This window comes from Providencia sp. 21OH12SH02B-Prov, assembly GCF_027362595.1.
GTDB classification, from domain to species: Bacteria; Pseudomonadota; Gammaproteobacteria; order Enterobacterales; family Enterobacteriaceae; genus Providencia; species Providencia zhejiangensis.
Map to the genome: position 1 here is coordinate 3,379,934 of NZ_CP114796.1, position 24,472 is coordinate 3,404,405.

Annotated in this window: 28 protein-coding genes and 1 tRNA gene; 21 read left to right on the forward strand and 8 right to left on the reverse strand. The window is 41.4% G+C overall.

The features are described from left to right. Positions 1 to 191 precede the first annotated feature (191 nt). Entirely contained in the window at positions 192 to 545 is a 354-nt protein-coding gene (locus tag O7C57_RS15815) for a ribonuclease G (protein ID WP_154623967.1), read from the forward strand. 427 nt (positions 546 to 972) lie between these two features. On the opposite strand, the gene lysA is transcribed toward O7C57_RS15815, so the two are convergent. After that, positions 973 to 2,232, reverse strand: a complete 1,260-nt coding sequence (gene lysA, locus O7C57_RS15820) for a diaminopimelate decarboxylase (protein WP_247046753.1) — start codon at positions 2,230 to 2,232, stop codon at positions 973 to 975. 117 nt (positions 2,233 to 2,349) lie between these two features. Here lysA and O7C57_RS15825 point away from each other — a divergent pair, with 117 nt between their 5' ends. Beyond that, complete coding sequence (locus O7C57_RS15825; protein ID WP_154623969.1) at positions 2,350 to 3,285, forward strand: LysR family transcriptional regulator; 936 nt, start codon at positions 2,350 to 2,352, stop codon at positions 3,283 to 3,285. On the opposite strand, the gene O7C57_RS15830 is transcribed toward O7C57_RS15825, so the two are convergent. Next, positions 3,259 to 4,179 (reverse strand): LysR family transcriptional regulator, encoded by a 921-nt coding sequence (locus tag O7C57_RS15830; protein ID WP_269723317.1) that lies wholly within the window; start codon positions 4,177 to 4,179, stop codon positions 3,259 to 3,261. The genes O7C57_RS15825 and O7C57_RS15830 overlap by 27 nt on opposite strands. A gap of 122 nt (positions 4,180 to 4,301) precedes the next feature. Between O7C57_RS15830 and O7C57_RS15835 the strand changes: the two genes are divergently transcribed. Together O7C57_RS15835 and O7C57_RS15840 are read left to right on the forward strand one after the other, a co-directional pair. Continuing rightward, on the forward strand, positions 4,302 to 5,174 hold the full coding sequence (locus O7C57_RS15835; protein ID WP_154623971.1) for an MBL fold metallo-hydrolase: 873 nt from the start codon (positions 4,302 to 4,304) through the stop codon (positions 5,172 to 5,174). A gap of 68 nt (positions 5,175 to 5,242) precedes the next feature. Next, positions 5,243 to 5,887 carry a DsbA family protein gene (locus tag O7C57_RS15840; RefSeq protein ID WP_269723318.1) on the forward strand — a complete coding sequence of 215 codons (645 nt, stop codon included), beginning with the start codon at positions 5,243 to 5,245 and terminating at the stop codon, positions 5,885 to 5,887. Positions 5,888 to 5,915: 28 nt separating this feature from the next. On the opposite strand, the gene O7C57_RS15845 is transcribed toward O7C57_RS15840, so the two are convergent. Next, positions 5,916 to 6,731 carry a prepilin peptidase gene (locus O7C57_RS15845; RefSeq protein WP_251465225.1) on the reverse strand — a complete coding sequence of 272 codons (816 nt, stop codon included), beginning with the start codon at positions 6,729 to 6,731 and terminating at the stop codon, positions 5,916 to 5,918. Positions 6,732 to 7,011: 280 nt separating this feature from the next. Here O7C57_RS15845 and rsmE point away from each other — a divergent pair, with 280 nt between their 5' ends. From rsmE to hemW, 9 genes are all read left to right on the forward strand, one after another. Continuing rightward, positions 7,012 to 7,743: a 16S rRNA (uracil(1498)-N(3))-methyltransferase gene (rsmE, locus tag O7C57_RS15850; RefSeq protein WP_269723319.1), complete on the forward strand. Its 732-nt coding sequence runs from the start codon at positions 7,012 to 7,014 to the stop codon at positions 7,741 to 7,743. A gap of 9 nt (positions 7,744 to 7,752) precedes the next feature. Continuing rightward, on the forward strand, positions 7,753 to 8,700 hold the full coding sequence (gshB, locus tag O7C57_RS15855; RefSeq protein ID WP_154624087.1) for a glutathione synthase: 948 nt from the start codon (positions 7,753 to 7,755) through the stop codon (positions 8,698 to 8,700). Between the two features lie 79 nt (positions 8,701 to 8,779). Further along, entirely contained in the window at positions 8,780 to 9,343 is a 564-nt protein-coding gene (locus O7C57_RS15860) for a YqgE/AlgH family protein (RefSeq protein WP_154624086.1), read from the forward strand. After that, positions 9,343 to 9,762: a Holliday junction resolvase RuvX gene (gene ruvX, locus O7C57_RS15865; RefSeq protein WP_154624085.1), complete on the forward strand. Its 420-nt coding sequence runs from the start codon at positions 9,343 to 9,345 to the stop codon at positions 9,760 to 9,762. The genes O7C57_RS15860 and ruvX overlap by 1 nt, the downstream gene beginning before the upstream one ends. Positions 9,763 to 9,885: 123 nt before the next feature. Then, positions 9,886 to 10,581, forward strand: a complete 696-nt coding sequence (locus O7C57_RS15870) for a YggS family pyridoxal phosphate-dependent enzyme (protein WP_154624084.1) — start codon at positions 9,886 to 9,888, stop codon at positions 10,579 to 10,581. A 10-nt stretch (positions 10,582 to 10,591) separates the two neighbouring features. Continuing rightward, positions 10,592 to 11,413, forward strand: a complete 822-nt coding sequence (proC, locus tag O7C57_RS15875) for a pyrroline-5-carboxylate reductase (protein WP_154624083.1) — start codon at positions 10,592 to 10,594, stop codon at positions 11,411 to 11,413. A gap of 18 nt (positions 11,414 to 11,431) precedes the next feature. After that, positions 11,432 to 12,016, forward strand: a complete 585-nt coding sequence (locus tag O7C57_RS15880; protein WP_154624082.1) for a YggT family protein — start codon at positions 11,432 to 11,434, stop codon at positions 12,014 to 12,016. Between the two features lie 16 nt (positions 12,017 to 12,032). After that, a complete protein-coding gene (locus tag O7C57_RS15885; protein WP_154624081.1) occupies positions 12,033 to 12,626 on the forward strand; it encodes an XTP/dITP diphosphatase in 594 nt (197 codons plus the stop codon). Continuing rightward, a complete protein-coding gene (hemW, locus tag O7C57_RS15890; protein WP_154624080.1) occupies positions 12,619 to 13,758 on the forward strand; it encodes a radical SAM family heme chaperone HemW in 1,140 nt (379 codons plus the stop codon). The genes O7C57_RS15885 and hemW overlap by 8 nt, the downstream gene beginning before the upstream one ends. 50 nt (positions 13,759 to 13,808) lie before the next feature. On the opposite strand, the gene O7C57_RS15895 is transcribed toward hemW, so the two are convergent. The 5 genes from O7C57_RS15895 to trmB all read right to left on the reverse strand — a co-directional run bounded on the left by O7C57_RS15895 (position 13,809) and on the right by trmB (position 17,818). Beyond that, the gene (locus O7C57_RS15895) at positions 13,809 to 14,759 is read right to left on the reverse strand and encodes a siderophore ABC transporter substrate-binding protein (protein WP_154624079.1); all 951 of its coding nucleotides are present in this window, start codon (positions 14,757 to 14,759) and stop codon (positions 13,809 to 13,811) included. Between the two features lie 209 nt (positions 14,760 to 14,968). Further along, positions 14,969 to 15,694 carry a DUF2884 family protein gene (locus O7C57_RS15900; protein ID WP_154624078.1) on the reverse strand — a complete coding sequence of 242 codons (726 nt, stop codon included), beginning with the start codon at positions 15,692 to 15,694 and terminating at the stop codon, positions 14,969 to 14,971. Positions 15,695 to 15,731: 37 nt separating this feature from the next. Further along, on the reverse strand, positions 15,732 to 16,658 hold the full coding sequence (glsB, locus tag O7C57_RS15905; RefSeq protein WP_269723320.1) for a glutaminase B: 927 nt from the start codon (positions 16,656 to 16,658) through the stop codon (positions 15,732 to 15,734). 111 nt (positions 16,659 to 16,769) lie between these two features. Then, positions 16,770 to 17,099: a YggL family protein gene (locus O7C57_RS15910; RefSeq protein ID WP_163860759.1), complete on the reverse strand. Its 330-nt coding sequence runs from the start codon at positions 17,097 to 17,099 to the stop codon at positions 16,770 to 16,772. Further along, positions 17,099 to 17,818 carry a tRNA (guanosine(46)-N7)-methyltransferase TrmB gene (gene trmB, locus O7C57_RS15915; protein WP_269723321.1) on the reverse strand — a complete coding sequence of 240 codons (720 nt, stop codon included), beginning with the start codon at positions 17,816 to 17,818 and terminating at the stop codon, positions 17,099 to 17,101. The genes O7C57_RS15910 and trmB overlap by 1 nt, the downstream gene beginning before the upstream one ends. A 406-nt stretch (positions 17,819 to 18,224) precedes the next feature. On the opposite strand from trmB, the gene mutY reads away from it, so the two are divergent. The 8 genes from mutY (at position 18,225) to O7C57_RS15955 (ending at position 24,365) form a co-directional block, all read left to right on the forward strand. Next, entirely contained in the window at positions 18,225 to 19,289 is a 1,065-nt protein-coding gene (gene mutY, locus O7C57_RS15920; protein WP_196713846.1) for an A/G-specific adenine glycosylase, read from the forward strand. After that, positions 19,289 to 19,558, forward strand: coding sequence for an oxidative damage protection protein (locus tag O7C57_RS15925; RefSeq protein ID WP_154624074.1), 270 nt, complete (start codon positions 19,289 to 19,291; stop codon positions 19,556 to 19,558). Before mutY ends, O7C57_RS15925 begins: the two co-directional genes overlap by 1 nt. 54 nt (positions 19,559 to 19,612) lie before the next feature. Further along, a complete protein-coding gene (gene mltC / locus O7C57_RS15930; RefSeq protein ID WP_163860757.1) occupies positions 19,613 to 20,686 on the forward strand; it encodes a membrane-bound lytic murein transglycosylase MltC in 1,074 nt (357 codons plus the stop codon). 189 nt (positions 20,687 to 20,875) lie between these two features. Beyond that, positions 20,876 to 20,951 (forward strand) — tRNA-Phe (locus tag O7C57_RS15935). 195 nt (positions 20,952 to 21,146) lie between these two features. Continuing rightward, a complete protein-coding gene (locus O7C57_RS15940) occupies positions 21,147 to 22,412 on the forward strand; it encodes a tyrosine-type recombinase/integrase (protein WP_269723322.1) in 1,266 nt (421 codons plus the stop codon). A gap of 255 nt (positions 22,413 to 22,667) precedes the next feature. Next, the gene (locus O7C57_RS15945) at positions 22,668 to 22,952 is read left to right on the forward strand and encodes a hypothetical protein (protein ID WP_008913927.1); all 285 of its coding nucleotides are present in this window, start codon (positions 22,668 to 22,670) and stop codon (positions 22,950 to 22,952) included. Positions 22,953 to 23,276: 324 nt separating this feature from the next. Continuing rightward, positions 23,277 to 23,861, forward strand: coding sequence for an antirestriction protein ArdA (locus O7C57_RS15950; RefSeq protein ID WP_269723323.1), 585 nt, complete (start codon positions 23,277 to 23,279; stop codon positions 23,859 to 23,861). Between the two features lie 351 nt (positions 23,862 to 24,212). Further along, on the forward strand, positions 24,213 to 24,365 hold the full coding sequence (locus tag O7C57_RS15955; RefSeq protein ID WP_269723324.1) for a hypothetical protein: 153 nt from the start codon (positions 24,213 to 24,215) through the stop codon (positions 24,363 to 24,365). The last annotated feature ends 107 nt before the right edge of the window (positions 24,366 to 24,472 follow it).

Genomic DNA, 24,472 nt, shown 5'->3' on the forward strand with positions numbered 1-24,472 from the left:
TTTCATCAAACCGCCTCGCCACTGTCACTATCCAACGATAAATATCTCCACTAAAGAGTAATTACATCTTTAGTAACATTATTATTACACAAATAAATTTAACTTAAGAATTTCTTATATTAGAATACGAGACTATTTTTACTATGGTTAGTGAAATCAATTATTATCATTTTTAGAACTGGAGATATAAAATGTCTTATTCGAATAAAGAAGTACCAGAGGGAATTAAGCGTTGGAACTGGGGTGCATTTATGTTCAATATCATATGGGGGTTTGGAAATAAATCGTACTTGCCGTTATTAATGCTAATTCCATTCTTTAATCTAATATGGATGTTTGTTTGTGGGTTCAAAGGTAATGAATGGGCTTGGAAAAATGGTGATTATGATTCAGCAGAAACCTTCATGAAAGTACAAGAAACCTGGAATAGAGCTGGATTAATTTATTTTATTATTACAGTTGTATTTTCTGTGATATTTTTCTTATTCTTTTTCTCGACGATGATGGCGACGTTAGCAAGCATTGCATCACAAAGCCAACACTAATAGCTAAAACTAGTATTACATTGTCATAGTGGTTTTAATCATTCTAAATCACTTAAAATCACTATGGCTAGCGACATACTATTTTTGTTTATGTCAAAGTCTATTCTATTAACAATATCCAACCAATCTTTTTAATACCCGTAAATACTGGATATACCCCCGCGTTTACACCCATATCAACCTAGAATTTAGTTTCCTTTATTTTATTATCAACGAGTTTTTTCTCGGTCAAGAAACATTAACCAACAATTTAATTGCCTAATTTTTGTATTTTCCATTCAGCTCAACAGATTTCTTAAGCACAATGGAATGCTTAGCAATTAGTGAGCATGTGTGCATAAATGTCTCCATACTGACTTCTTCTCACTGAATACATAATAAGTACAGCGGATACTACCAATCAAGGTAGTATCCAAATCAAAAAGAATTAAAGCTCTAACGCCAATAACTCTTCGATGGTTTGACGGCGACGAATAAGTTTTGGTTTACCATTAACGAGTAGCACTTCGGGTAATAATGGGCGACTGTTGTAGTTAGAAGACATTGAAGCACCGTATGCACCGGTGTCATGAAACACTAAATAATCACCAACTTGTACTTCTGGTAATAAACGCGTTTCCACCATGCCGCCTTCTTGTTGAGTAAATACATCACCTGACTCACACAAAGGCCCAGCGATAATCGCTTCTTTTTGTGGTGCATTATCCAGCGAACGCCCATCCGCAGGCAGGACTGAAATATGATGATAGCTTCCATACATGGCTGGACGCATTAAATCATTAAAACCACTATCCACTAACACATAATAGCGGCTCCCCATATGTTTAACTGCCCTAACCTCTGCGAGTAACACACCAGACTCTGCCACTAAATAACGCCCCGGTTCTATTTCCAACTCAACGGTATGGCCTAAATGCTGCTCAATACGTTGGCGAGCACGATTCCATAAGCTGAAATAATGCTGGACATCGATCAACTCATCTTCTTCCCGATATGGCGTTGATAATCCACCACCCGCTGAAATAGCCTGAATATCCACACCCGATGACACGACTTGCTCAACCATTGCATCACAGACATTCGCTAAATGTTGATAGTCAACCCCTGAGCCAATATGCATATGTAAACCAACTAACGACAGGTTATAACGACGAATTTGGGCAAGAGCTTCAGGCAGATCTTGATGCCAAATACCATGTTTACTATTTTCACCACCTGTATTGGTTTTTTGTGAGTGACCATGACCGAAACCTGGATTAATGCGTAACCAAACTGGATGACCCGCTTTTTTCTCACCAATTTGGCTTAACATATCAATAGAGCCAGCATTGACCGGAATATCCAGCTCAGTCACTCGAGCCAACGTCGCTCTATCGAGCACATCAGCCGTAAACACAATTTCTGCGTTTTCACGACCCGCTTGAAAACCCGCCACAAGCGCACGCTCTATTTCACCCAGTGAAACAGAATCAACTTTAACGCCCTGCTCACGCATTAGTCGTAGAATATGGATGTTTGAACATGCCTTTTGAGCGAAACGCACGGTATCAAAGATTTTCAATTGATTGATACGTTCAATAATCACTGAACTATCGTATACCCATACAGGTGTACCGAATTGCTCAGGTAAGGAGATTAAATTTTCAGGTGTTAAATATGAGCTTGTGGTGCTTGCAAATGAGGTCATGTTTTTCTCGCCGATAAATTTTTATTCTATCGTTCCATTATTCAGAGAAAGGCAGGGAAAAAAAATATCTATTTTGCTAAAATCTATTCATTTCTGATATAGGATGGTCAATACACTATGCAAACTCTCTCTTGGCGACACCTTGAAATTTTTCGTGCAGTTATGACCACCCCAAATCTGACGGAAGCCGCGTTATTGCTGAACACTTCACAGCCGACGATTAGTCGAGAGTTGGCTCGCCTAGAACACCTACTACAATTTAAATTATTTGATCGTATCAAAGGCCGATTACGCCCTACAGCACAAGGGCTACGTTTTTTTGAAGAAGTTGAACGTTCATATTATGGCTTAGAGCGAATAAAAAATTCAGCACAAACGATCCGACGCTTTGATAATACACAGCTCTCGGTTATTTGCTTACCGGCTTTTGCTCAATCTTTACTGCCAAATGTATGTCAAACCTTCATGGCTGATTACCCAGACGTCAGTCTTACCGTGATCCCACAAGAATCTCCGATTCTGGAAGAATGGCTCTCTGCACAGCGTTATGATTTTGGTTTAACTGAGCATTTACAACCCCCTCCGGGTACCGAACAACTCACATTAGGGTCACTTAATGAAGTGTGTGTATTGCCAGCAGGACACCCTCTTGAAAAGAAAGGAATGCTAACGCCTACTGATTTTCTGCATCAACCTTTTATTAGTCTGTCGCTGACAGATAGCTATCGGCAACTGATCGATACCATTTTTACCCAACATCAAATCGAAAGAAAAATGGTGATGGAAACTCATTCTGCATCCTCTATCTGTGCAATGGTTCTCAAAGGCATTGGTATTTCTATCGTAAATCCAATAACAGCATTGGATTTCCACCAGCAGTCCGCAGGTAAATTAATTATTCGCCCATTAAGTTTTTCAATTCCTTTTACTGTGAGTTTCATTAAGCCTGTTCATCGCCCGTCATCACAACTCTCTGATATCTTCACTCAATATTTAAAAGCGTCATTTGCTCAAACTGAGCGTGATTTAAGCGCCGCGTTGCTGCATCAATGACAACCAATATTCAGAGGTGGCAAACCAATGACCCAGAAAATCCAATACGGCTCTTAATGTTGTCGGCATGTTTTGACGGCTAGCATATACTGCATAAATACCTAACGGCTGAGGTTGGTAATCAGGCAATAGTTGAATTAACTCGCCTGACTCCAGATATTTTTTGACGGACAAATAAGGTTGCAGTGTAATTCCCGCCCCATTTAGCGCCGCTTGCGCTAAAAAGACAGATTCATCGGCACTGAGACGCCCCCCGACCAATACAGAAAAAGGCTCATTCGCTTTTTCAAAATGCCAAAGGCTACGACCAAAAAAATGGTAAGTTAGACACTCTAAGGGCGCTAGATCCTCTGGTTTAGTAGGGAGTTTTTTATCTTTTAAGTAAGATGGCGCAGCACACACCACAGAATGGCAAGTTGAAAGTGGCTTGGCGATCAGACTGGGTTCTAATTGGTTAGTAATTCGTATCGCAACATCAATGCGCTCTTCAATCAGGTTCACCGATTTATTCGTCACACTGAGGTCAATTGCCATATTCGGATAAGAGTGTAAAAACTCCGTTATCGCAACCGAGAGGGCCTGACTGGCAATAGATTGGGCGCAACTAATACGCACTAACCCTGATAGCTGATTCGCATCATGCTGTTGTTGAACAGGTAACATCTGAGAAAGTGCATTCAATTTTAACGCTTGCTGATAAACGCCCTCACCAGCCGATGTTAAACTTAATCTTCTTGTCGTGCGATTTAACAAGCGTACTCCCGCCCACTGCTCCATTTCAGCCAAATAGCGAGTTACCATTGCCCTCGACATATCCAATTTATCAGCAGCACCACTCATACTGCCCTGCTCAACAATACTAATAAACACTTGAACCGCTGTGAGTCTATCCATCTATTTGACCGATTTATGCAACAAACATTTGCTAATTATGACGTTTTTCTCATCATTATTGCAATTTAATATACATCTCATCGAACCAAACACGAAACAAAGATAATAATGAGGAATAAAGAATGAAACTCCGCACCGTCGCTCTAACGGCATTCGTTACACTAACGACCGCGTTTACCCAAGCCGCAACACTAAAACTGGATGTGTATAATCCCGGAAATAACAGCATCTTCCCTGTCTCTTCTGAAATCATCAGCGGCGATAAAGAAGTGATACTAATAGACGCGCAATTCCAAAAAAACGATGCTCAAGCGCTTGTTAACCAAATCAAAGCGCTCAATAAAACGCTAACAACCATTTATATCAGCCATTCTGACCCAGATTATTACTTTGGGTTAGACACCATTATTAAAGCGTTTCCCGATGCAAAAGTGGTCGCAACCCAAGAAACTGTCGAAGCTATCAAAGCGTCAAAAGAGAGTAAACTCGCGTACTGGCGGACAATACTGAAAGATGAAGCGCCAGCAGCTCTCATTGTTCCCGATGTAATACAAGGAGACCGTTTTACTATCGAAGGTGAAACATTATTGATTAAAGGAAGTGATGGCCCAGCCCCTGAACGTACTTATGTTTGGATCCCATCATTGAAGGCTGTTGTCGGTGGTGTCGTTGTCTCGGACAACATTCACGTTTGGGTTGCAGATACGCAAACCAAAGAGTCACGCCAACATTGGCAACAAACGTTAGAAAATATTCAGGCTTTGAACCCTAAGATTGTTGTACCGGGGCACTTTACAGGAAATTCAAAAAGGGATCTAACGTCAGTCACCTTCACCCAAAATTATTTAAAGACTTTTGAAACAATGGCTGAACAAAGTCAGGATGCCAAAATGTTAACGAGTAAAATGGAACAGGCTTACCCAAATCTTGATGACAAATCGAGTTTAGAACTAAGCGCTAAAGTTATTAAAGGCGAGATGCAGTGGCCACAATAAGCTCATTTTGATTGGTCTATTCCCATAAAAATAGACCAATCAAACCAAACAAAACCTAAGGATGACCGATGAATAAAATCACTTTACATTATATTTATGACCCCCTGTGTGGCTGGTGCTATGGTGCTTCACCACTTATCCAAATTGCCAATACCCATCCTGATATTGCTTTAGCACTACATGGTGGAGGTATGCTCGCTGGCACTTCACGCCTACAGATGGATAGCCAATTTCGTGAACATATCATCCAGTCCGATAAACGTATTGCAGCCATGACAGGGCAAACTTTTGGTGAGGGTTATTTAGCCATGTTGCATGAGCCTGACCTCATACTTGGCTCAGCCCCTCCGTTGTTAGCAATACTGGCGGCCGAAAAACAGCATCAAGCACTTACTATGTTGCAAGCCATACAGCAAGCGCATTATATTTCTGGGCGCCATATCAGCGACCCTAAAATATTATCAGAAATCGCACGGGAAATTGGGTTAGATACCACACAATATCTTTCAGACTATGCACAATTCACAGGTGAAAAGCTGCATTGTCACATTCAGCATAGCCGCCAATTACTGACACAATCAAACTCGTCAGGCTTCCCTACTTTACTCATAAAACAATCGGATAAATGGCTACGCATTCCACTACAGAACTACTTAGGTGAGCCGAAAAAATGGCAGCATTTTTTAGATTCTTTAGTGGCTGAAAATCAATGATAAGTCACTCATTTGTAGCATCGATAAGTCATGAGTTTATCAACAGAAAAAATAACCAATAATTTGCGCTGATAATAATTGCAGGGCCAAATGGAATATGGGTGATTGTTTTATGCCGATAAAAGAGATAAACACCCCCATAATAAGCACAACCAAGGCCCGCTGCCAAAGCAAAAAACTTAGGTAAATCCATAAGGCCCAACCATGCAGCGCAAGCGGCTATAAGCTTAAAATCGCCTCTCCCCATTTGTGGGGATTGCCGAATTTTTTCCACCATAGTGGTTATCAACATAATAGAGAGGTAACTGACCACCACGGCATAAATTGCTGAAACGACATTGCCTTGAGAAGCACATGTTTGATACAGCAAGCCTATCCATAGTAAGGGATAAGTTAACACATCCGGTAAATAACCTATTTTAATATCAATAATAAACAAACTAACAATTAAATTATAAAAAACACTCAATAAAATAATTAAAATCACTTCATGATTAAATAAAAAAACACTCACAACCAAATGTAAATAGACTAAATACAACCATTTACTACTAATATTAATTTCATTCTCATTAAAATACTTAACAGGTATATTCTTTAGAATCCATCGTGTGATTTTTACTGATAAAACAAGGATAAAAAGCAAGAATAAAAGTTTATAACCACATGTATTTAATAAAAAATAACCTTCAACACCGACACCTGTTCTTATGGGACAAAAATAATTTCGACATACGGTAAAAAATGAAAAAATAGGTGCCATAACACTATCAATATAACCAAACGATAATATAGATAAATTATGGATAATTTTTTGGTAGAGCCTTTCAACAAGTAATATCACATGTTCTCCTTATTCCCTTATGGAGTCATAGATGAATATACCGTAACTTTATGGTTCCCCCTACACTATTATTCCGACAAAAATGCTCGCTTTATCCATTATAATTCTACATAGCTTTGCATAGTTGACGGCTATTCACTCAACAAATACAACTCAAACCAGACTACAAAAATTTATGAGATCACGATAAACTAAGACACTAACCTTGTTTTTGGGGATTTCCCCCCCATATTTTCACTTTGTTATCGGTATTTTAACCTTGTATTTTTAAGGAAACCTTATGCGCATCCCACGCATTTATCACCCAGAGCCACTACACATTAACACAACAATCGCTCTTGGCGATGATGCAGCCAATCATGTCGGGCGCGTACTTCGTATGACCGCTGGCCAAAAACTGGAACTGTTTGATGGCAGTAATCAGGTATTTTACGCTGAAATAGTAGAAGCCACAAAAAAGAAAGTCTCCGTCGATGTCATCAGCGGTCATCTTGATGACAGAGAGTCTCCATTGGATTTACACCTTGGGCAAGTGATCTCTCGCGGAGAAAAAATGGAATTTACGATTCAAAAATCAGTAGAACTGGGTGTTAATACAATCACGCCTTTATTATCTGAACGTTGCGGTGTTCGACTTGATGCGGAAAGATTTGAAAAAAAATTACAACAATGGCAAAAAATTGCTATTGCCGCCTGTGAGCAATGTGGCCGCAACCGTATACCAGAAATTCGGCCTATTCAGTCACTTGAGACATGGTGCGCTGAAAATGATGGGGCGTTTAAAGTGAATTTGCACCCAAGAGCAACACAAAGCATCAATACATTACCGGCCGAATTAAATAAAGTTCGACTGTTAATCGGCCCTGAAGGTGGGCTGAGTGAAGACGAAATCGCCATGACAGCAAATTATCAATTTACTGATATTTTACTTGGGCCAAGGGTATTAAGAACTGAAACGACTGCGCTCACTGCAATCACTGCACTGCAAGTGCGCCTAGGTGATCTAGGTTAAGGAGAAAAAATGATCAAGCTCGGTATAGTAATGGATCCAATTTCATCCATTAAAATCAAAAAAGATACTAGTTTTGCTATGATGCTGGAAGCTCAACGTCGTGGTTATGAAATCCATTATATGGAGATGAACGACCTCTATCTGTATCAAGGTGAAGCGCGCGCAACAACAAAAACGGTCACGGTCGAAGAAAACCCAAATAATTGGTATCAGTTTACATCTGAGCAAGATATTGCGCTTGGTGATCTAGACGCCATTCTCATGCGTAAGGATCCACCTTTCGACACAGAGTTCATCTACGCCACCTATATTCTTGAAAGAGCAGAACAGGCTGGTGCACTGATCGTCAATAAGCCACAAAGCTTACGTGACTGTAATGAAAAGCTGTTTACTGCGTGGTTCCCAGAGTTAACGCCTGACACGCTTGTGACTCGTAATGCTAAACAATTACGCGAATTCCATCAAAAACACGGCGATGTCATCTTCAAGCCTCTTGATGGTATGGGTGGAGCTTCTATTTTCCGCTTGAAACAAGATGATCCTAACGTTGGCGTGATTATTGAAACGCTCACCGAACATGCGACACGTTATTGCATGGCTCAGAACTACCTCCCCGCGATTAAAGATGGCGATAAACGCGTACTCGTCGTTGATGGAGAACCAGTACCTTACTGTCTCGCCCGTATTCCCGCACAAGGGGAAACACGAGGAAACTTAGCGGCTGGTGGCCGAGGTGAAGCACGCCCATTAAGTGAAAGTGATTGGGCAATCGCCCGTGCTGTTGCACCAACATTGAAAGCAAAAGGCTTATACTTTGTTGGTTTGGATATTATTGGTGACAGACTGACTGAAATTAACGTCACCAGCCCAACCTGTGCGCGCGAAATTGAAGCCGCTTACAATATATCGATTACAGGTATGTTGATGGACGCAATTGAGCGTGATATCAAAAAGTAGCACTCTACTTATAAGAAAAGACCTACAATAGGTCTTTTCTTCAAAATATCGACTAAAAGAGGTTATAAGCCAAATAGTTATGAACTTACAGAACCATTTTTTGATAGCAATGCCAACACTCACCGACCCTTATTTTGAGCAATCCGTTGTTTATGTGTGCGAGCACAACGAAAAGGGTGCGATGGGAATTGTCATTAATAAACCAATTGATGATTTTTCCGTCAGCGCTATGCTCGAAAAATTAGAAATCACCATTTCAACGAGTACTAATGCGAGCAATCTAGCAAAACCGGTGATTGCTGGTGGCCCTGTCGCGGAAGAACATGGTTTTATTCTTCATACACCAATTAAAGGCTTTGCTTCAAGTTTGCACCTCAATGACAATATGATGGTGACAACGTCCAAAGATATTTTAGAAACGCTAGGTAATGATCAGCATCCAATGCAATCACTCGTCGCACTGGGTTATGCCAGTTGGGAGCCAGGCCAACTGGAAAGTGAAATCATGGAAAATAGTTGGCTAACGGTTGAGGCTATCCCTGAATTAGTATTTGATACCCCCATAAAAGATCGCTGGCAGGCAGCGGCAAATCTGCTAGGGATTAACATTCATACTATTTCTATGCAAGCAGGACACGCATAATGTCGAGCAGAACACTTATCGCCTTTGATTTTGGTACTAAAAGTATCGGTGTCGCCGTAGGGCAAGAAATTACAGGAACAGCTCGTTCACTCGCCTCACTAAAAGCCAATGATGGACGCCCTGATTGGCAACAAATAGAAAAACTGTTGCAAGAATGGCAACCCCAATTGGTGATTGTTGGCCTGCCTTTAAATATGGATGGTACCGAGCAACTGGTCACCAGCCAAGCACGTAACTTTGCCAATCGTATTCATGGCCGCTTTGGCGTCAAAGTCGAATTGCATGACGAACGCCTTTCTACCGTTGCGGCAAAAGCGGAACTCTTTGAGCGCGGTGGCTACCGAGCACTGAGTAAAGGTAAAGTGGATTCCGCTTCCGCAGTTGTTATCTTAGAAAGTTGGTTTGAACAGCACCTTTAAGATGACCGTTTTCTTTCGAAATGTAATTTTTTTCAATCTATACACGCAAAGGTGCCGTTATCGAGCAATATGCTTTACACTATGGGGATTATGATTATCCACCTAATGTAATTGAACAGAATAATGACCATTCAAAGTAATATCTCTGATGTAAAAGCTCGCATTGAACGAGCGGCTGCTGAATGCCATCGCTCTTCACAAGACATAACACTGCTTGCTGTCAGTAAAACCAAGCCTTGTGACGCCATTTTGGCGGCAATTGAGGCTGGACAGCGTCAGTTCGGTGAAAATTATGTTCAAGAAGGTGTTGAGAAAATACAATTTTTTGCGGATAGGCAAGATCTTGTGTGGCACTTTATCGGCCCATTACAATCCAATAAGAGCCGCCTCGTTGCTGAACATTTTGACTGGTTCCATACCTTAGATCGGCAGAAAATCGCCCAGCGTCTTAATGATCAACGACCAAGCACTAAAGCACCATTAAATGTATTAATCCAAATTAATATCAGTGATGAAAATAGCAAATCAGGCATAAAACTAGAGCAATTGGCTGATCTGGCGAAGCAAGTTAGCCAAATGCCAAATTTAGTTTTTCGTGGTTTGATGACAATTCCAGCTCCCGAAACCGACTATCAACGCCAATGCGAAGCCTTTCGCAAAATGGAGCAAGCCTATAAACAATTACAAATTCACTACCCTAGCGTTGATACTTTGTCGATGGGAATGACTGATGATATGACCGCCGCTATCCATTGTGGTTCAACCCTTGTTCGAATCGGAACAGCGATTTTTGGTGCCCGTGACTATCACAATGTATAAGGAGAACAGCATGCAACATCGCAAAATTGCCTTTATTGGGGCCGGAAACATGGCCCACGCTATTATTGCGGGACTGGTTAACCATGGCTATCCAGCCTCGATGATCACCGTCTGCTCACCAACACCGACTCGCCGCGATAAGATTGCCGAACAATATGGTGTTATTAGTCATAGTGATAATTTGTCAGCAGTACAACAAGCCGATGTGGTGGTACTCGCAGTCAAACCACAAATGATGGAAGAGGTCTGCCAACCGTTACAAAAAGAGGTTGATTTTAGCCAGAAGCTGGTACTGACCATTGCCGCGGGGATCCCTGCCCATCGTTACTCTGATTATTTAGCTCAGCCATTACAATTGGTGCGCATTATGCCAAATACACCGTCACTGGTTGGTAAAGGTGTGAGTGGTTTGTTTACTGAAAGTCATATTAACGCAGAAGACAAACAATTCGCAGAACAGTTGATGCAGAGTGTTGGCTCAACGATTTGGTGTGAACAAGAGCAAGAAATTAACCGTATTATTGCAATCACAGGTAGCTCACCAGCCTACTTTTTCCTGTTTATGGAATCTATGCAGCAAGAGGCTGAAAAGCTCGGTTATAGTGCAGAACAAGCACGCCAATTAGTCTTAGATGCCGCTGAAGGTGCAATTGCACTCGCCAAATCACAGAATGATACCGCCTTTGCCACTTTACGTGAGCAAGTCACCTCGAAAGGGGGAACAACCGCAATGGCATTGGCTCAATTTTATGATCAAGGTCTTCCGCAAACGGTAGCAAAAGCCATGCAGAGTGCTATCTCACGAGCAGAAGAAATGGAAAAACTTTTTTAATTAACAGTGGGACGAGACATGCAGACCTTACTTTTTGTCGTAACAACTCTTATTCAACTTTATATTTTTGTTCTGCTGCTACGTGTATGGATGCAGTGGGTACGAGCCGATTATTACAACCCGTTCTCACAGTTTGTGGCAAAGATAACTAAGCCTATTGTTATACCATTGCGTCGTCTTATTCCTGCTATTGGCCCTATCGATACCGCATCTGTTGTGGTTGCATTTATCTTAGCGCTAGTGAGCATCGTTGTCAGTTTATCACTCACAAACACATTGCCAATTCTCGGGATCACCGTCATTCCTATTGGTATTATTTTGTTATTAACCTATGCAGGTAAACTGATCTTTTGGATGATTTTAATCAGAGCCATCATGAGCTGGGTGAGCCAAGGCCGCAACTCTGTTGATTACCTACTGTACCAATTAACAGAGCCTTTAATGGCGCCAATCCGTCGTATCATCCCTGCAATGGGTGGATTAGATTTCTCTGCAATGATTGTGATGTTTATCTTGATTGCTCTAAATTATCTGCGTTTAGATGTGTCACTCATGATTGACCCAACATTGACGGGTATTCTCTACTCTATCGGTGTGATGTAATAAAGAGTCATTAATAATGCAAAAAGTTGTTTTAGCAACCGGCAATCCGGGAAAAGTGAATGAACTTGCAGACCTACTACGTGATTTTGGTATGGATATTGTTGCCCAAACTTCACTCGGTGTAGAGTCTGTTGAGGAAACAGGGCTAACATTCATTGAAAATGCGCTCTTAAAAGCTCGTCATGCATCTAAACACACAGGGCTTCCAGCGATTGCTGATGATTCAGGTATCTCAGTTGATGCCCTTGGTGGTGCACCTGGCATCTACTCCGCACGCTATGCTGGAGAAGATGCCAGTGATGAACAAAACCTGCATAAATTACTGGATGCCATGAAATCAGTGCCTGATGGCCAACGTCAGGCACAATTTAATTGTGTGTTAGTGTATCTACGCCATGCAGAAGACCCAACGCCACTGGTGTTTCATGGTCGCTGGCAAGGAGTGATTACCCATAAGCCTTGTGGACAAGGGGGTTTTGGCTATGATCCTATTTTTTATGTTCCCGAACTGAACTGTACTTCAGCCGAACTCACTAAAGCTGAAAAACAAGCTGTTTCACACCGAGGTAAAGCGTTAGCAATGCTATTGGATGCACTCAAAAATGCTTAAGCTCCCCCCTCTTAGTCTGTATATCCATATTCCTTGGTGTGTACAAAAGTGCCCATATTGTGATTTTAACTCACATACTCTGAAGGGGGAGATCCCCCAACAAGAGTATGTTGAGCACCTATTACATGATTTAGAAAATGACGCCAAATTAATCGGTGATCGCACCATCAAAACTATTTTTATTGGTGGTGGCACCCCGAGTCTCTTAAGTGCCGAGTCAATGCAATCACTCATGGACGGTGTACGACAACGCGTTAACCTTTCTCCAGATGCTGAAGTCACGATGGAGGCCAATCCCGGAACCGTAGAGGCGGATCGTTTTTCAGGTTATCAAAAAGCCGGTATCAACCGAATCTCAATAGGCGTACAAAGCTTTGGTAACGATAAACTAATCACACTAGGGCGGATCCATGGTGCCGAAGAAGCTAAGCGGGCAGCCAAGCTCGCAACCCAACTCAATCTACGTAGTTTTAACTTAGATTTAATGCATGGGTTACCTTCACAAACCCGAGATGAAGGGTTATCGGATTTACGCCAAGCGATTGAATTAGCGCCACCTCATCTATCTTGGTATCAATTGACTATCGAACCTAATACACAGTTTGGTTCTCGTCCCCCAACGCTACCGGATGATGATACCTTGTGGGATATTTACTCAGAAGGTCATAAATTATTAATCGCCGCCGGCTATGAACAATATGAAACTTCAGCTTATGCTAAGCCTGGTTTTCAATGTGAACATAACCTTAATTATTGGCGGTTTGGTGATTACCTTGGTATCGGCTGTGGTGCTCATGGTAAGGTTTCATTCTCAGATGGGCGTATCTTGCGCACGATCAAAACCAAGCACCCTCGCGGCTATATGGAAGGACGTTATTTACAAAAATCCTATGACGTTGCTAACCAAGAGAGGCCGTTTGAATACTTTATGAACCGCTTTCGGTTATTAGAAGCGATGCCTAGATGTGAATTTAGTGAGTATACTGGATTAGCTGAATCTGTAGTAAGAAGCTCAATTGATGAAGCGATTGCTAAAGGTTATATCACCGAAACTGAGCATGAGTGGCAGATGACCGAACACGGTAAATTATTTCTAAATTCATTATTAGAACTTTTTCTTAGTGAAGAATAACCCCTTTCAGCCAATATAAAAAAACCCACGCATGTCGTGGGTTTCTATCCTTATAATGCCTTGGCAACTTCGTTGACTTGTTCGGTCAAACTCACTAAGCCCCCACCGGATAAATACCACAGATCCGATTTAAGGTAGGTGATCTTACCATTTTTATATGCTTTCGTTTCTTGAATGTTTTGATCTTCAAAAACCGTTTTATCCAGCTTACCCGCCCCAATTGCTTCGCTACGATCCACAATTAAAATTACATCAGGATTTGCTTGTGCTATCGTTTTGGTATCAACAACGCGGCGCTTAGCTTTATCAGCCTCAGCAGGAGCAGGAAGCTCAACACGTTGTGCTTTCACAACATCATAAACAACACTTTGATTATTCGGGATTAGCTTGCCATCATTGTGTAGCAGTACTAACACGTTAGATTTCGATTGTTTCGCTTTTTCTTGTGCAGCAGCAATCGACTTATCCAGTTGTGCCAACTGTTCTTCTACCGCTTTTTGATTGCCATAAAGCTCACCAATTAGATTGATATTTGCTTTAACTGAATCAATATAATGCTTGCTATCTGTCCCTAAATTAACTGTTGGTGCAATCTTCGATAACGCTTCATAAGATTTGCCTTGACGGCCTGTAATCACGATAAGATCAGGCTTCAATTCAGCAATTTTATCCAAGTCTGGCTGCTTCATTCCACCTGCATTTTGCATCGTTGTTGGAATACTGCCTTTCACATATTCAGGTGCATTCCCTGTCGGCAAAGCCACCACTTTATCGCCTAATCCTAGCTTTTGCATGGAATCATAGATACCGAAATCGAATAAAACCACTTTCTGTGGCGCTTTATTCACTTCAGTTTCTCCAGACACATGTTTGATATTCACTTTTTCAGTGCCTTGTGCAATGACGGCATTTGGCGTAAAGACTGTCGATTCTGCACTCAGTGCATACGGCGCGGAAAAAGAAAGTAAGGAAACAAGTACAGCAGGAATGAATTTTTTCATATAAACAATACCAGTTAAGTCGCTAAACCAAACTCGCATTCTAGAGTGAGTTGTTAATAAGTCAATTAAATAAGAATCAATTTCATTTTGATTATTATTATTGATAAAAACATCACATTTTTGCAATAAAGATAATAGAAGGCAGCAATGCGATAAAAAACACGGCTACCTAACAATTTAATATGACTTAAAAAACGCCTATTCCGTTTTTACTTAAGCGCATTCATCAAGGCAATTCGTTGTTGTTCCAACGATGTCACTTTGCCGCAAACTTGCTGGCCAAATTGTTGGAAACTATTCTCTTGCTTTTTCCATTCTGCTTCTAAGTCTTGCTGCAAGCCACCTAGATTTCCAAGCAGTCCTTGTAAGGCCTTGCTGCTATCTCCACCTGAGAGTAGCTGTTTACGCCCCATTTCATTAATACTGTCTTGTAATATTCCCCCTAAGCTATCATTCACTAATTGACGCCCTTGAGTTTCAACTTTATTTATTGCGTCATGGTGAAAAGCATAGCCATTTGGGCGAGTTTCAATCACTTGGTTGATCTGCCCATTAAGGTCATTTTCTAATTTTGAGAGGCGCTTACGTACATTACTATCTTCTCCGATAACGCGTATGACCACTTTATCGAGCGTATTTTTTGATACAGACAGTTTCTGTTGGGTTTCCTGTTTAATCCATGGAAGATCATTGCGAACAGCCGTTTGGTAACGAATAGCCTGCTGCCTTTGCTGTTCAGTCAATGTAATGCTTTGACCATTAAGGGTCACATCACCATTTGGAGTGATTTTCAAATCACCACTGCGTCCGATAACTTGCACATTTTCAGGAGTCATAAAGATATCATCCTTAGGTGTCACTGAACATTTGTAGTCAGCGGCCTGACTGGTTGCACAAGCCAATAATGAGAATGCAATTAAAGTACGGCGTAACATAGTAACTCCTATTCGATCGTTTTATCTTTGGTGATAACTAGAACACTGAACGACCAATTCGTTTTGATAATAATTCTAACGCTGCACACCCCACCAGCGAGTTCCCTGCGGAATCTAGCTCGGGCGCCCATACCGCTACAGAGAACTGATTCGGTACAATGCAGACGATCCCACCGCCAACACCGGATTTTCCTGGCATGCCAATGCGAAAAGCAAACTCACCAGAGCCATCATACATACCACAAGTCATCATTAACGCATTAATTTGCCGTGATTGTAATGGCGTAATAACCGGGTCAACCGAGCAAGCTGAAACCCCTTGCGCAGTCAAATAAGAGAAACAGCGCGCTAGCTCTACACAGTTCATACTGAGAGAACAATAATGAAAGTAAGTTTCGAGAACTGTAAGGACATTATTCTCAAAATTACCAAAGGATTTCATTAAAAAAGCAATTGCGGCATTTCGGCTTGCATGCTCAAGTTCTGAACGCGCAACCTCAAGGTCATAGCTAATATCTGGTTCGCAAGCCAGTTTTCTGACAAACTCCAGCATACGTTGTTTCGGTGCACTTAGCCGTGATTGCAACATATCCGTAATCACGATAGCCCCTGCATTAATAAACGGGTTACGCGGAATACCTTTTTCCATTTCGATTTGGATCAAGGAATTGAAAGGTAAACCCGAGGGCTCTTTCCCAACTCGACTCCAAATTTCATCTTCTTCATAGCGCGTCATCGCCAAAGTCAAACTAAGCACTTTGGAAATCGATTGGATCGAAAAACGAGTTTGAGCATCTCCTGCCATAAAAGTCTCACCTTCTGCGGTGTGCACCGCAATCCCCAATTGATGAGGAGAGACTTTCGCTAATGCAGGAATGTAATCGGCAACTGCACCTTGACCAATCAATGGTCGCACTTGATCTAAAATATCATTCAATAGTTGATTAGAAAACAGACGACTCACTGCGCTTTACTCCAGAAAACAAAGGCATCCATTAAGGATGCCTTTGGTCGTAACAACCGTTAGAGTTCGTAAAACGAGGAAACCAAATAAATTGATTACCTAGTTAAGAACTTATTCCCACCAAACATCAAATAGTTCAGACACAACGATGTCTTTCATGCCTTTTGATTTCAGCCAATTTTCCACGATTGCACGGTGTTCTTCGGTACACTTACCAATTTTTTGCAAGCAAACAATACCTTCCCAGCTCATATAGCCACTCGCTTCGAATGCTAAGCCATTCGGTTCAATCGCTTCCGCAATCAGTGCATCAACAGCACGATCAACTTCTTCAATTGGAGTGCCTTCTTCAAAACTCCATTTTACGATAAACCCTAACTCTTGGAATTCATCAATACGTAATTTTTTGCGTAAACGACGACTACGTTGTTGCTTAGCCATTATTTTGTCCTCTCAAACATTAAATCCCATACACCGTGCCCTAATCGCTGGCCACGCTTTTCAAATTTTGTTTCTGGTCGTGTTGCTGGACGAGGAACATAATCACCAGATGCTGATAAGTTTTTATACCCTTGCGCATGAGTCATCACTTCCAACATATGCTCTGCATAAGGCTCCCAATCCGTTGCCATATGAAAAAACCCACCTACAGCAAGTTTTGTGCGGATCTTATCAGCAAAAGGCCCCTGAACGATACGACGTTTATTATGTTTCGCCTTGTGCCATGGATCTGGGAAAAATAACTGAACCATCGATAAGCTCTCATCTGGGATCATACGGTCCAAAACTTCAATCGCGTCATGGCACATCACACGCAAATTAGTCACATTCTCTTCTTTTGCTGAAGCAAGACATGCTCCAACCCCCGGCGCATGAACTTCAATCCCAAGAAAGTTTTTTTCAGGGTTTTGTGAAGCCATAGTGACCAAAGAGGCTCCCATCCCAAAACCTATCTCTAACACAACAGGGTTTTGATTATTAAAAACCGCTGCAAGATCTAAAGGCTGTGCGACAAAATCGATACCCATTGCCGCCCATTCACTTTGTAGCGCATCTTCTTGGCGTTGCGTCAAACGCCCTTGGCGACGAACAAAGCTGCGAACGCGGCGCATAACCCGCCCTTCTTCATTATATTCTGGGGAGATGACGTTATTGATCATAATATAAAAATTCTACGAATTAATTGCCTAATCAAGTAAATAAGCGAAACATGACTGTATCTGTCTACTCTCTTCCATGTATCAGTAGCACAACGAATAAAATAGATTGCATACTCTAATTCCCTCAGTCCACTGAGAGGCTAACACCGATATCTCAAAGTGCGCAGATAGCGACACCACTAAGCTAGCTCAACAAGGTAGCCAAACAAAGTCCAACATCCGTGCAGCATAGCGAGTATATATTAAAGAGCAGGGAGTTTATCAAAACTCCACCAAAGTTACAGGTGAAAATTGGATAACTTTACACTCTAGCACACAATAAGCGGTTTACAGTGTGTTCGGTCTATGTTGCAATCCTGAGCATCACTGACTTTTAATAGAACTACCGATAAAAACAATATACTCAATGGAAGCTCAACAATTTTCGCTCGCCGTGCTTAACTGGTATCACAAATATGGACGTAAAACTTTGCCATGGCAAAAAGAAAAGACGTCCTATCATGTCTGGCTTTCCGAAGTCATGCTGCAACAAACCCAAGTAAGTACGGTTATCCCCTATTTTGAAAAGTTTATCAGCCGTTTTCCTGATGTCATCGCGCTCGCAAATGCCCCCCTCGATGAGGTATTACACCTTTGGACGGGTCTTGGTTACTATGCTCGTGCACGAAATTTACATAAAGCCGCAAAAGTGATTGCTGAACGTTTTCATGGTCAATTCCCAACTTCATTTGATGACGTTGTCGCTCTTCCCGGAGTTGGCCGTTCAACAGCAGGCGCTATCTTGTCGCTATCACAACAACAGCACTACCCAATTCTTGATGGTAATGTTAAACGAGTACTTGCTCGTTGCTATGCTATTGAAGGATGGCCGGGAAAAAAAGAAGTGGAAAATCGCCTATGGGAAATCAGCGCTAAAGTCACCCCCAACGAAGGCGTGCAATTCTTTAACCAAGCCATGATGGATTTAGGCGCCATGGTATGTACCCGTAGTAAGCCTAAATGTGAATTATGCCCACTACAGTTAGGCTGCATCGCATACGCCAACCATTCATGGCAAAACTATCCGGGTAAAAAACCGAAACAAAAAATTCCTGAAAAAACGGCTTGGTTCCTCATTCTGCAACACGGAGAACAGGTTTGGTTGGAACAACGTCCACCGTCAGGTATCTGGGGAGGCTTATTTGCTTTCCCGCAATTCGAAACACAGCAACAAATGCATGAATGGCTGGCGCAAACGGGGATCAAACATGACACTCCAGAACAATTAATTGCGTTTCGCCACACTTTCAGCCATTTTCATCTGGATATTATTCCTGTTAAAGTTAATATTCAGGCATTTACTTCAGCCATGGATGAAGGCAAAGGACTTTGGTATAACTTAAATCTCGGTGCAACAATCGGCCTAGCTGCGCCGGTTGAAAGCTTACTTCAACAGCTTGCCGTGCCGCCTGATATTCTGAGGAAACAATAATGAGTAGAACAATTTTTTGTACTTTTTTACAACGTGATGCTGAAGGACAAGATTTTCAGCTATATCCGGGTGAGCTAGGAAAACGTATTTTTAATGAAATTTCCAAAGAAGCTTGGGGTCAATGGATGGCCAAACAAACCATGCTGATCAACGAAAAAAAATTGAATACGATGAACCCTGATGATCGTAAAATGCTGGAACAAGAGATGATAAAGTTCCTATTTGAAGGACACGATATCCATATCGACGGCTATACACCTGAAAAATAATCAATCGGTCTACCTGTTATTCGGTAGACCATTAGCTTGAATACTGTGGAATGTATGAAAAAACTGTTAGCCCTAACACTGCTGGTGCCTCTACTCATCTCCTGCTCCAGCAAGAAAGAATCTGATTTTAATCCTAACTATGTGAAAGACACCAATGGGTTCGATATTCTTATGGGGCAATTTGCCCACAATATCGAAAATATTTGGGGGATCAAAGAAGTTCTTATTGCCGGTCCTAAAGACTATGTGAAATATACAGATGAGTATCGTACTCGGAGCCACATAAACTTTGATGAAGGGACTATCACAGTTGAAACCATTTCCGCCGTAGAGCCTTCAGAACATCTGAAAAAAGCCATCATCACAACCTTATTAATGGGTGATGATCCCAACTCCATTGACCTATACTCAGATATTAACGATATTCCTCACAGTAAAGAGCCGTTCTTATTTGGTCAGGTATTAGATAATACTGGCGAACCCATTCGCTGGGAATGGCGTGCAACTAAATACGCTGATTATCTAATTAATAATAAAATGCAGCGCCGGCAGTCAGGAATGAATGTTGTCTGGTCTGTCACGATGCAACTCGTCCCTAACCACCTTGATAAACGTGCCCATAAATACCTGCCATTTATCAAAAAGGCTTCGGCTAAATATGGTGTCGATGAATCGCTTATTTTAGCCATTATGCAAATCGAATCGAGCTTTAACCCCTATGCAGTCAGCCGTTCTGATGCCTTAGGTCTAATGCAGATTATGCCAAACACGGCAGGAAAAGATGTTTTCCGTTCCCAAGGTAAATCAGGTGTACCAAGCCGTAGTTACCTCTTCGATCCAGAAAAAAATATCGATACCGGTACAGCTTACTTGGCAATTTTACAAAACAGTTATTTAGGCGACATTCAAAATGCAACCTCACGCCGTTATGCTGTCATCACGGCCTATAATGGCGGTGCAGGTAGCGTACTAAGAGTCTTCCATAGCGATAAAAAGACCGCTGCACAAAAAATTAATCAATTGGAACCTGGTGAAGTCTATGAAACGTTGTCAACAAAACACCCAGCAGCCGAATCGCGTAACTATCTAATCAAAGTTAATAAAGCGCAAAAAAATTATCGTCGCTAACCTTGTCATTGTATGAACAGAAAACACTCGTTTAAGCCTAGCGCTTTCGAGTGTTTTTTATTTCATTGTCTTTTTATTATGCTAATTGTTCAATCGTTGGCTAACATGTTGAAAAAAAGCGCATCTGATAGAAAGTTTTTTGAATTCACCTTGACTCCCACAGTGAAATCAGGTTTAATACGCCTCGTTGCCCGGATAGCTCAGTCGGTAGAGCAGGGGATTGAAAATCCCCGTGTCCTTGGTTCGATTCCGAGTCCGGGCACCACCTTATTATCAACAGACGTCAACCGACGTCTGTTTTTGTTTGTAAAGCCCGCTAAAATCAACTCTCTCCCAAAGTTTCAACTCCACTGAATTCTACTCGATTCTACCCACATCAACCCCATTGCGTGGGTACAATTGCGGGTATACACTAGTTCGATAGAATTTTGTACCCACTTTATCTTTCAGGAAGCTCACTATGGCACTGACTGACGCTAAAATTCGGGCGGCGAAACCCGATGTGAAATCCTATAAATTAACCGATGGTGCAGGTCTACACTTATTGGTTCACACTAATGGTTCTAAGTACTGGCGATTACGCTACCGCCACTTAGGTAAAGAGAAAACCTTAGCATTGGGTTTATACCCTGATGTCTCTTTATCAGAGGCGCGTTTAAAACGTGATGAAGCAAGAAAGTTGATTGCTGACGGTATTGACCCGTGCGAACAAAAACGTGTGGCTAAAGCAGCTTCTGATGCTAACCTCTCTTTTGAAACCATCGCAAGACAATGGCATGCCAGCAATAAAAAATGGTCTGAATCACACAGTGAAAAGGTTTTAAAGAGTTTGGAGTCGCATGTCTTTCCTTATATTGGATTACGCGATATCACTACCCTCAAAACCCCTGACCTGCTTATTCCTATCCGTGCAGCAGAAAGTAAAGAGATTTATGAGATAGCTGCGCGTTTACAGCAACGTATCGCTGCTGTCATGCGTTATGCGGTGCAATCCGGTATTATTGGCTATAACCCTGCTATTGATACCGCAGGGGCTGTAACGACTGTACAACGCCAACATCGTCCAGCTCTTAACCTTGACCGTCTACCTGAACTCATTGCCCGTATCGATGCTTATAAAGGGCAACCCGTCACTCGCCTAGCCGTGATATTAAATTTATTAGTGTTTATTAGGTCAAGCGAACTTCGCTATGCGCGTTGGTCTGAAATTGACTTCGATAAAGCCTTATGGACTATTCCTGCTCAGCGAAAGCCTATACCCGGCGTTAAATTCTCACACAGAGGCGCTAAAATGCGCACTCCGCATTTAGTTCCCCTTAGCCACCAAGCCATCACTATACTGAAAGAAATTTGGGCATGGACGGGTGAACATGAATTGATCCTAACGGGCGCTCATAATCCCTTTAAACCCATGAGTGAAAATACAGTCAATAAAGCCTTACGCGTCATGGGCTATGATACGAAGACTGAAATTTGTGGACACGGTTTTAGAACGATGGCGTGTAGTTCATTAGTTGAATCAGGTTTATGGTCTAAGGACGCCGTAGAACGTCAGATGAGCCACCAAGAACGTAACTCAGTGAGGGCTGCTTATATTCATAAGGCAGAACATATTGATGAACGTCGATTAATGGTGCAATGGTGGGCTGATTATTTGGATGCTAATCGGGAACAAACTATTTCGCCATTCGACTTTGCAAAGTTGAATAATCCAATGAGTCACTAAAACTTTAGCCATGTCATATAGGAGATCCATTTTCAATACGAGGAGTCGAATACTACGGTAGTATGCCGACTATATCGATTCATTGAGAAATGGTGGCAATATTGTTCATGGGAATTTTCATCGTCAAAACGCATGATAACTAACCACGATTTATCGTAATACATCTCATTCAATAAAAAAACTTTATCACTGAAAGCCTCTGTCCTCACGGACAGGGGCTTTTTTGCTTTTAAATCAACCTAAAAGGAAATTATCATGGAAAATTACATTCGTTGCCCGGCCTGCGATTCAACTCGCATTCGTGAACGTCATATCGGGAAAAAGACCGGAGCTGTTGCTGGTGGCGTATCAGGCGCACTAGCTGGAGCGTCTATCGGCTCTGCTGTTCCTGTTGTAGGGACGATTGCTGGTGCTGCGGTAGGCGCTCTATTTGGACGTTTAGTCGCTGGAGCTACTGCTGGGGCTGTGAGTGGTTCAGCTTTAGATGGCGTGGTATTTGATCGTTATGAATGTATCGAGTGTGAATACACGTTTGATTGATAGCGATAAGTTAACGGAAGCCCCTGATGGGGTTTCATATCTTAGGAGTCTGTGAGTCTGAACTGACCCTAGTTTATTGGACAGGGGCTTTTTTCGTTTTAACCCGCGCAAATTGAGATCATGATAGAAAGCATAACATGTTATCGGGATTGTAAGGCAACTCATTATCTTGCTCTAAACCGTCATTAATCATTTTTAAAACAGATTGTCTGTTTTCAGCTGATTGACTTTTTATATCAATATCATCTTCTAAAGGGAAATAGATCCCTTTATCAAAATATCGCCATTAATTAAATCACAATACATCAATAATAGGACATGAATATGCGCATAACAGCGACGGCTTCCCCATGCCTAAAATCGGGGGTGATTTCTGTTTTTATTACGAACTTAGGAAAATATAACGAAGGTGAACTAGTTGGTGAGTGGCTTGAGCTTCCAGCAACCTCAAAAGATATCGAACACTGTTTAGTGCGTATTGGTATTGATGGTATTCACTATGAAGAGTATTTTTTGACCGACTATGAATCCTCAATTGATGGCCTTTCCTCCTACATTTCAGAATATAGCCTTTTAGATGAGTTGAACGAGTTAGCCATCCAATTAGCCATGTTATCGCCTGATAAAATTGACCTTTATCAGGCAGCTATTGAAATCGGAGCTTCAGCGAGTTCAATCCATGATTTAATTCATTTAGCGGATAATTTAGATTCTTTCCAACAATTAGAAGATGTGAATGATGAATATGATTTAGGTTATTACTGGATTGAAGAAAGCGGTTGTTATGACTTAGACTCTCTCGGTGACTTACTACGCTACTTTGATTATGAACGTTATGGGCATGATATTTGCCTTGAACAAGGGGGCATTTTTTACGGTGGGGGATATGTTTATCACACGGGAGAGTAAGTAGAATAACATGATGATGGTAGAGCAGTTCTCTACCTTTATAGGGAAGAACAAATGATGTAGTAACATGCTAATTATATTCGCGAGTTAGAACACAATCCAAACTAAATCAATCTAGCTACCTTCACGCATATCCGTGAAGGTAGCCTAAAGGTTTTCTTTTATTTTTCACTAAAATATCCCCCAAAAAACCTAATAGTTGCTTATTCCAAACTCACGTTAAATTTTTAGCATTTGCATAAAGAATCATCAGAAAATTTGTGCTAAGTTCAATCTTCGTTAAAAATAACACTAATTTTAAATAGAACCTCTTCATGATGAAGGGACATTCATAAATATATAGGAATAAGTATGGAGTTACTAAAAAGTACACTTGGCTTAGGTGTCACTGCGATATTACTTAGTCATATCGCACAAGCGGACAATGGGGTTTATGTTACGGGTAAATTAGCCAATTCATCATCCAGTTGTCTGAGTAAGAATGGATATCAGAAGGTGCATTAGATGGAACTTATCATGGTGGAAACAAAACCAAAGGGGTATTTGGCAGTGAGTTCGTTGTTGGTTATTATTTTTATAATAAGCTTACACTCTAATCAGGTTTAAATTCA

Bases quoted from the DNA above. Each gene is read 5' to 3' on its own strand.
- O7C57_RS15815 (WP_154623967.1), top strand. From the start codon at position 192: ATGTCTTATTCGAATAAAGAAGTACCAGAGGGAATTAAGCGTTGGAAC.
- lysA (WP_247046753.1), bottom strand. From the start codon at position 2,232: ATGACCTCATTTGCAAGCACCACAAGCTCATATTTAACACCTGAAAAT.
- O7C57_RS15825 (WP_154623969.1), top strand. From the start codon at position 2,350: ATGCAAACTCTCTCTTGGCGACACCTTGAAATTTTTCGTGCAGTTATG.
- O7C57_RS15830 (WP_269723317.1), bottom strand. From the start codon at position 4,179: ATGGATAGACTCACAGCGGTTCAAGTGTTTATTAGTATTGTTGAGCAG.
- O7C57_RS15835 (WP_154623971.1), top strand. From the start codon at position 4,302: ATGAAACTCCGCACCGTCGCTCTAACGGCATTCGTTACACTAACGACC.
- O7C57_RS15840 (WP_269723318.1), top strand. From the start codon at position 5,243: ATGAATAAAATCACTTTACATTATATTTATGACCCCCTGTGTGGCTGG.
- rsmE (WP_269723319.1), top strand. From the start codon at position 7,012: ATGCGCATCCCACGCATTTATCACCCAGAGCCACTACACATTAACACA.
- gshB (WP_154624087.1), top strand. From the start codon at position 7,753: ATGATCAAGCTCGGTATAGTAATGGATCCAATTTCATCCATTAAAATC.
- O7C57_RS15860 (WP_154624086.1), top strand. From the start codon at position 8,780: ATGAACTTACAGAACCATTTTTTGATAGCAATGCCAACACTCACCGAC.
- ruvX (WP_154624085.1), top strand. From the start codon at position 9,343: ATGTCGAGCAGAACACTTATCGCCTTTGATTTTGGTACTAAAAGTATC.
- O7C57_RS15870 (WP_154624084.1), top strand. From the start codon at position 9,886: ATGACCATTCAAAGTAATATCTCTGATGTAAAAGCTCGCATTGAACGA.
- proC (WP_154624083.1), top strand. From the start codon at position 10,592: ATGCAACATCGCAAAATTGCCTTTATTGGGGCCGGAAACATGGCCCAC.
- O7C57_RS15880 (WP_154624082.1), top strand. From the start codon at position 11,432: ATGCAGACCTTACTTTTTGTCGTAACAACTCTTATTCAACTTTATATT.
- O7C57_RS15885 (WP_154624081.1), top strand. From the start codon at position 12,033: ATGCAAAAAGTTGTTTTAGCAACCGGCAATCCGGGAAAAGTGAATGAA.
- hemW (WP_154624080.1), top strand. From the start codon at position 12,619: ATGCTTAAGCTCCCCCCTCTTAGTCTGTATATCCATATTCCTTGGTGT.
- O7C57_RS15895 (WP_154624079.1), bottom strand. From the start codon at position 14,759: ATGAAAAAATTCATTCCTGCTGTACTTGTTTCCTTACTTTCTTTTTCC.
- O7C57_RS15900 (WP_154624078.1), bottom strand. From the start codon at position 15,694: ATGTTACGCCGTACTTTAATTGCATTCTCATTATTGGCTTGTGCAACC.
- O7C57_RS15910 (WP_163860759.1), bottom strand. From the start codon at position 17,099: ATGGCTAAGCAACAACGTAGTCGTCGTTTACGCAAAAAATTACGTATT.
- trmB (WP_269723321.1), bottom strand. From the start codon at position 17,818: ATGATCAATAACGTCATCTCCCCAGAATATAATGAAGAAGGGCGGGTT.
- mutY (WP_196713846.1), top strand. From the start codon at position 18,225: ATGGAAGCTCAACAATTTTCGCTCGCCGTGCTTAACTGGTATCACAAA.
- O7C57_RS15925 (WP_154624074.1), top strand. From the start codon at position 19,289: ATGAGTAGAACAATTTTTTGTACTTTTTTACAACGTGATGCTGAAGGA.
- mltC (WP_163860757.1), top strand. From the start codon at position 19,613: ATGAAAAAACTGTTAGCCCTAACACTGCTGGTGCCTCTACTCATCTCC.
- O7C57_RS15940 (WP_269723322.1), top strand. From the start codon at position 21,147: ATGGCACTGACTGACGCTAAAATTCGGGCGGCGAAACCCGATGTGAAA.
- O7C57_RS15945 (WP_008913927.1), top strand. From the start codon at position 22,668: ATGGAAAATTACATTCGTTGCCCGGCCTGCGATTCAACTCGCATTCGT.
- O7C57_RS15950 (WP_269723323.1), top strand. From the start codon at position 23,277: ATGCGCATAACAGCGACGGCTTCCCCATGCCTAAAATCGGGGGTGATT.
- O7C57_RS15955 (WP_269723324.1), top strand. From the start codon at position 24,213: ATGGAGTTACTAAAAAGTACACTTGGCTTAGGTGTCACTGCGATATTA.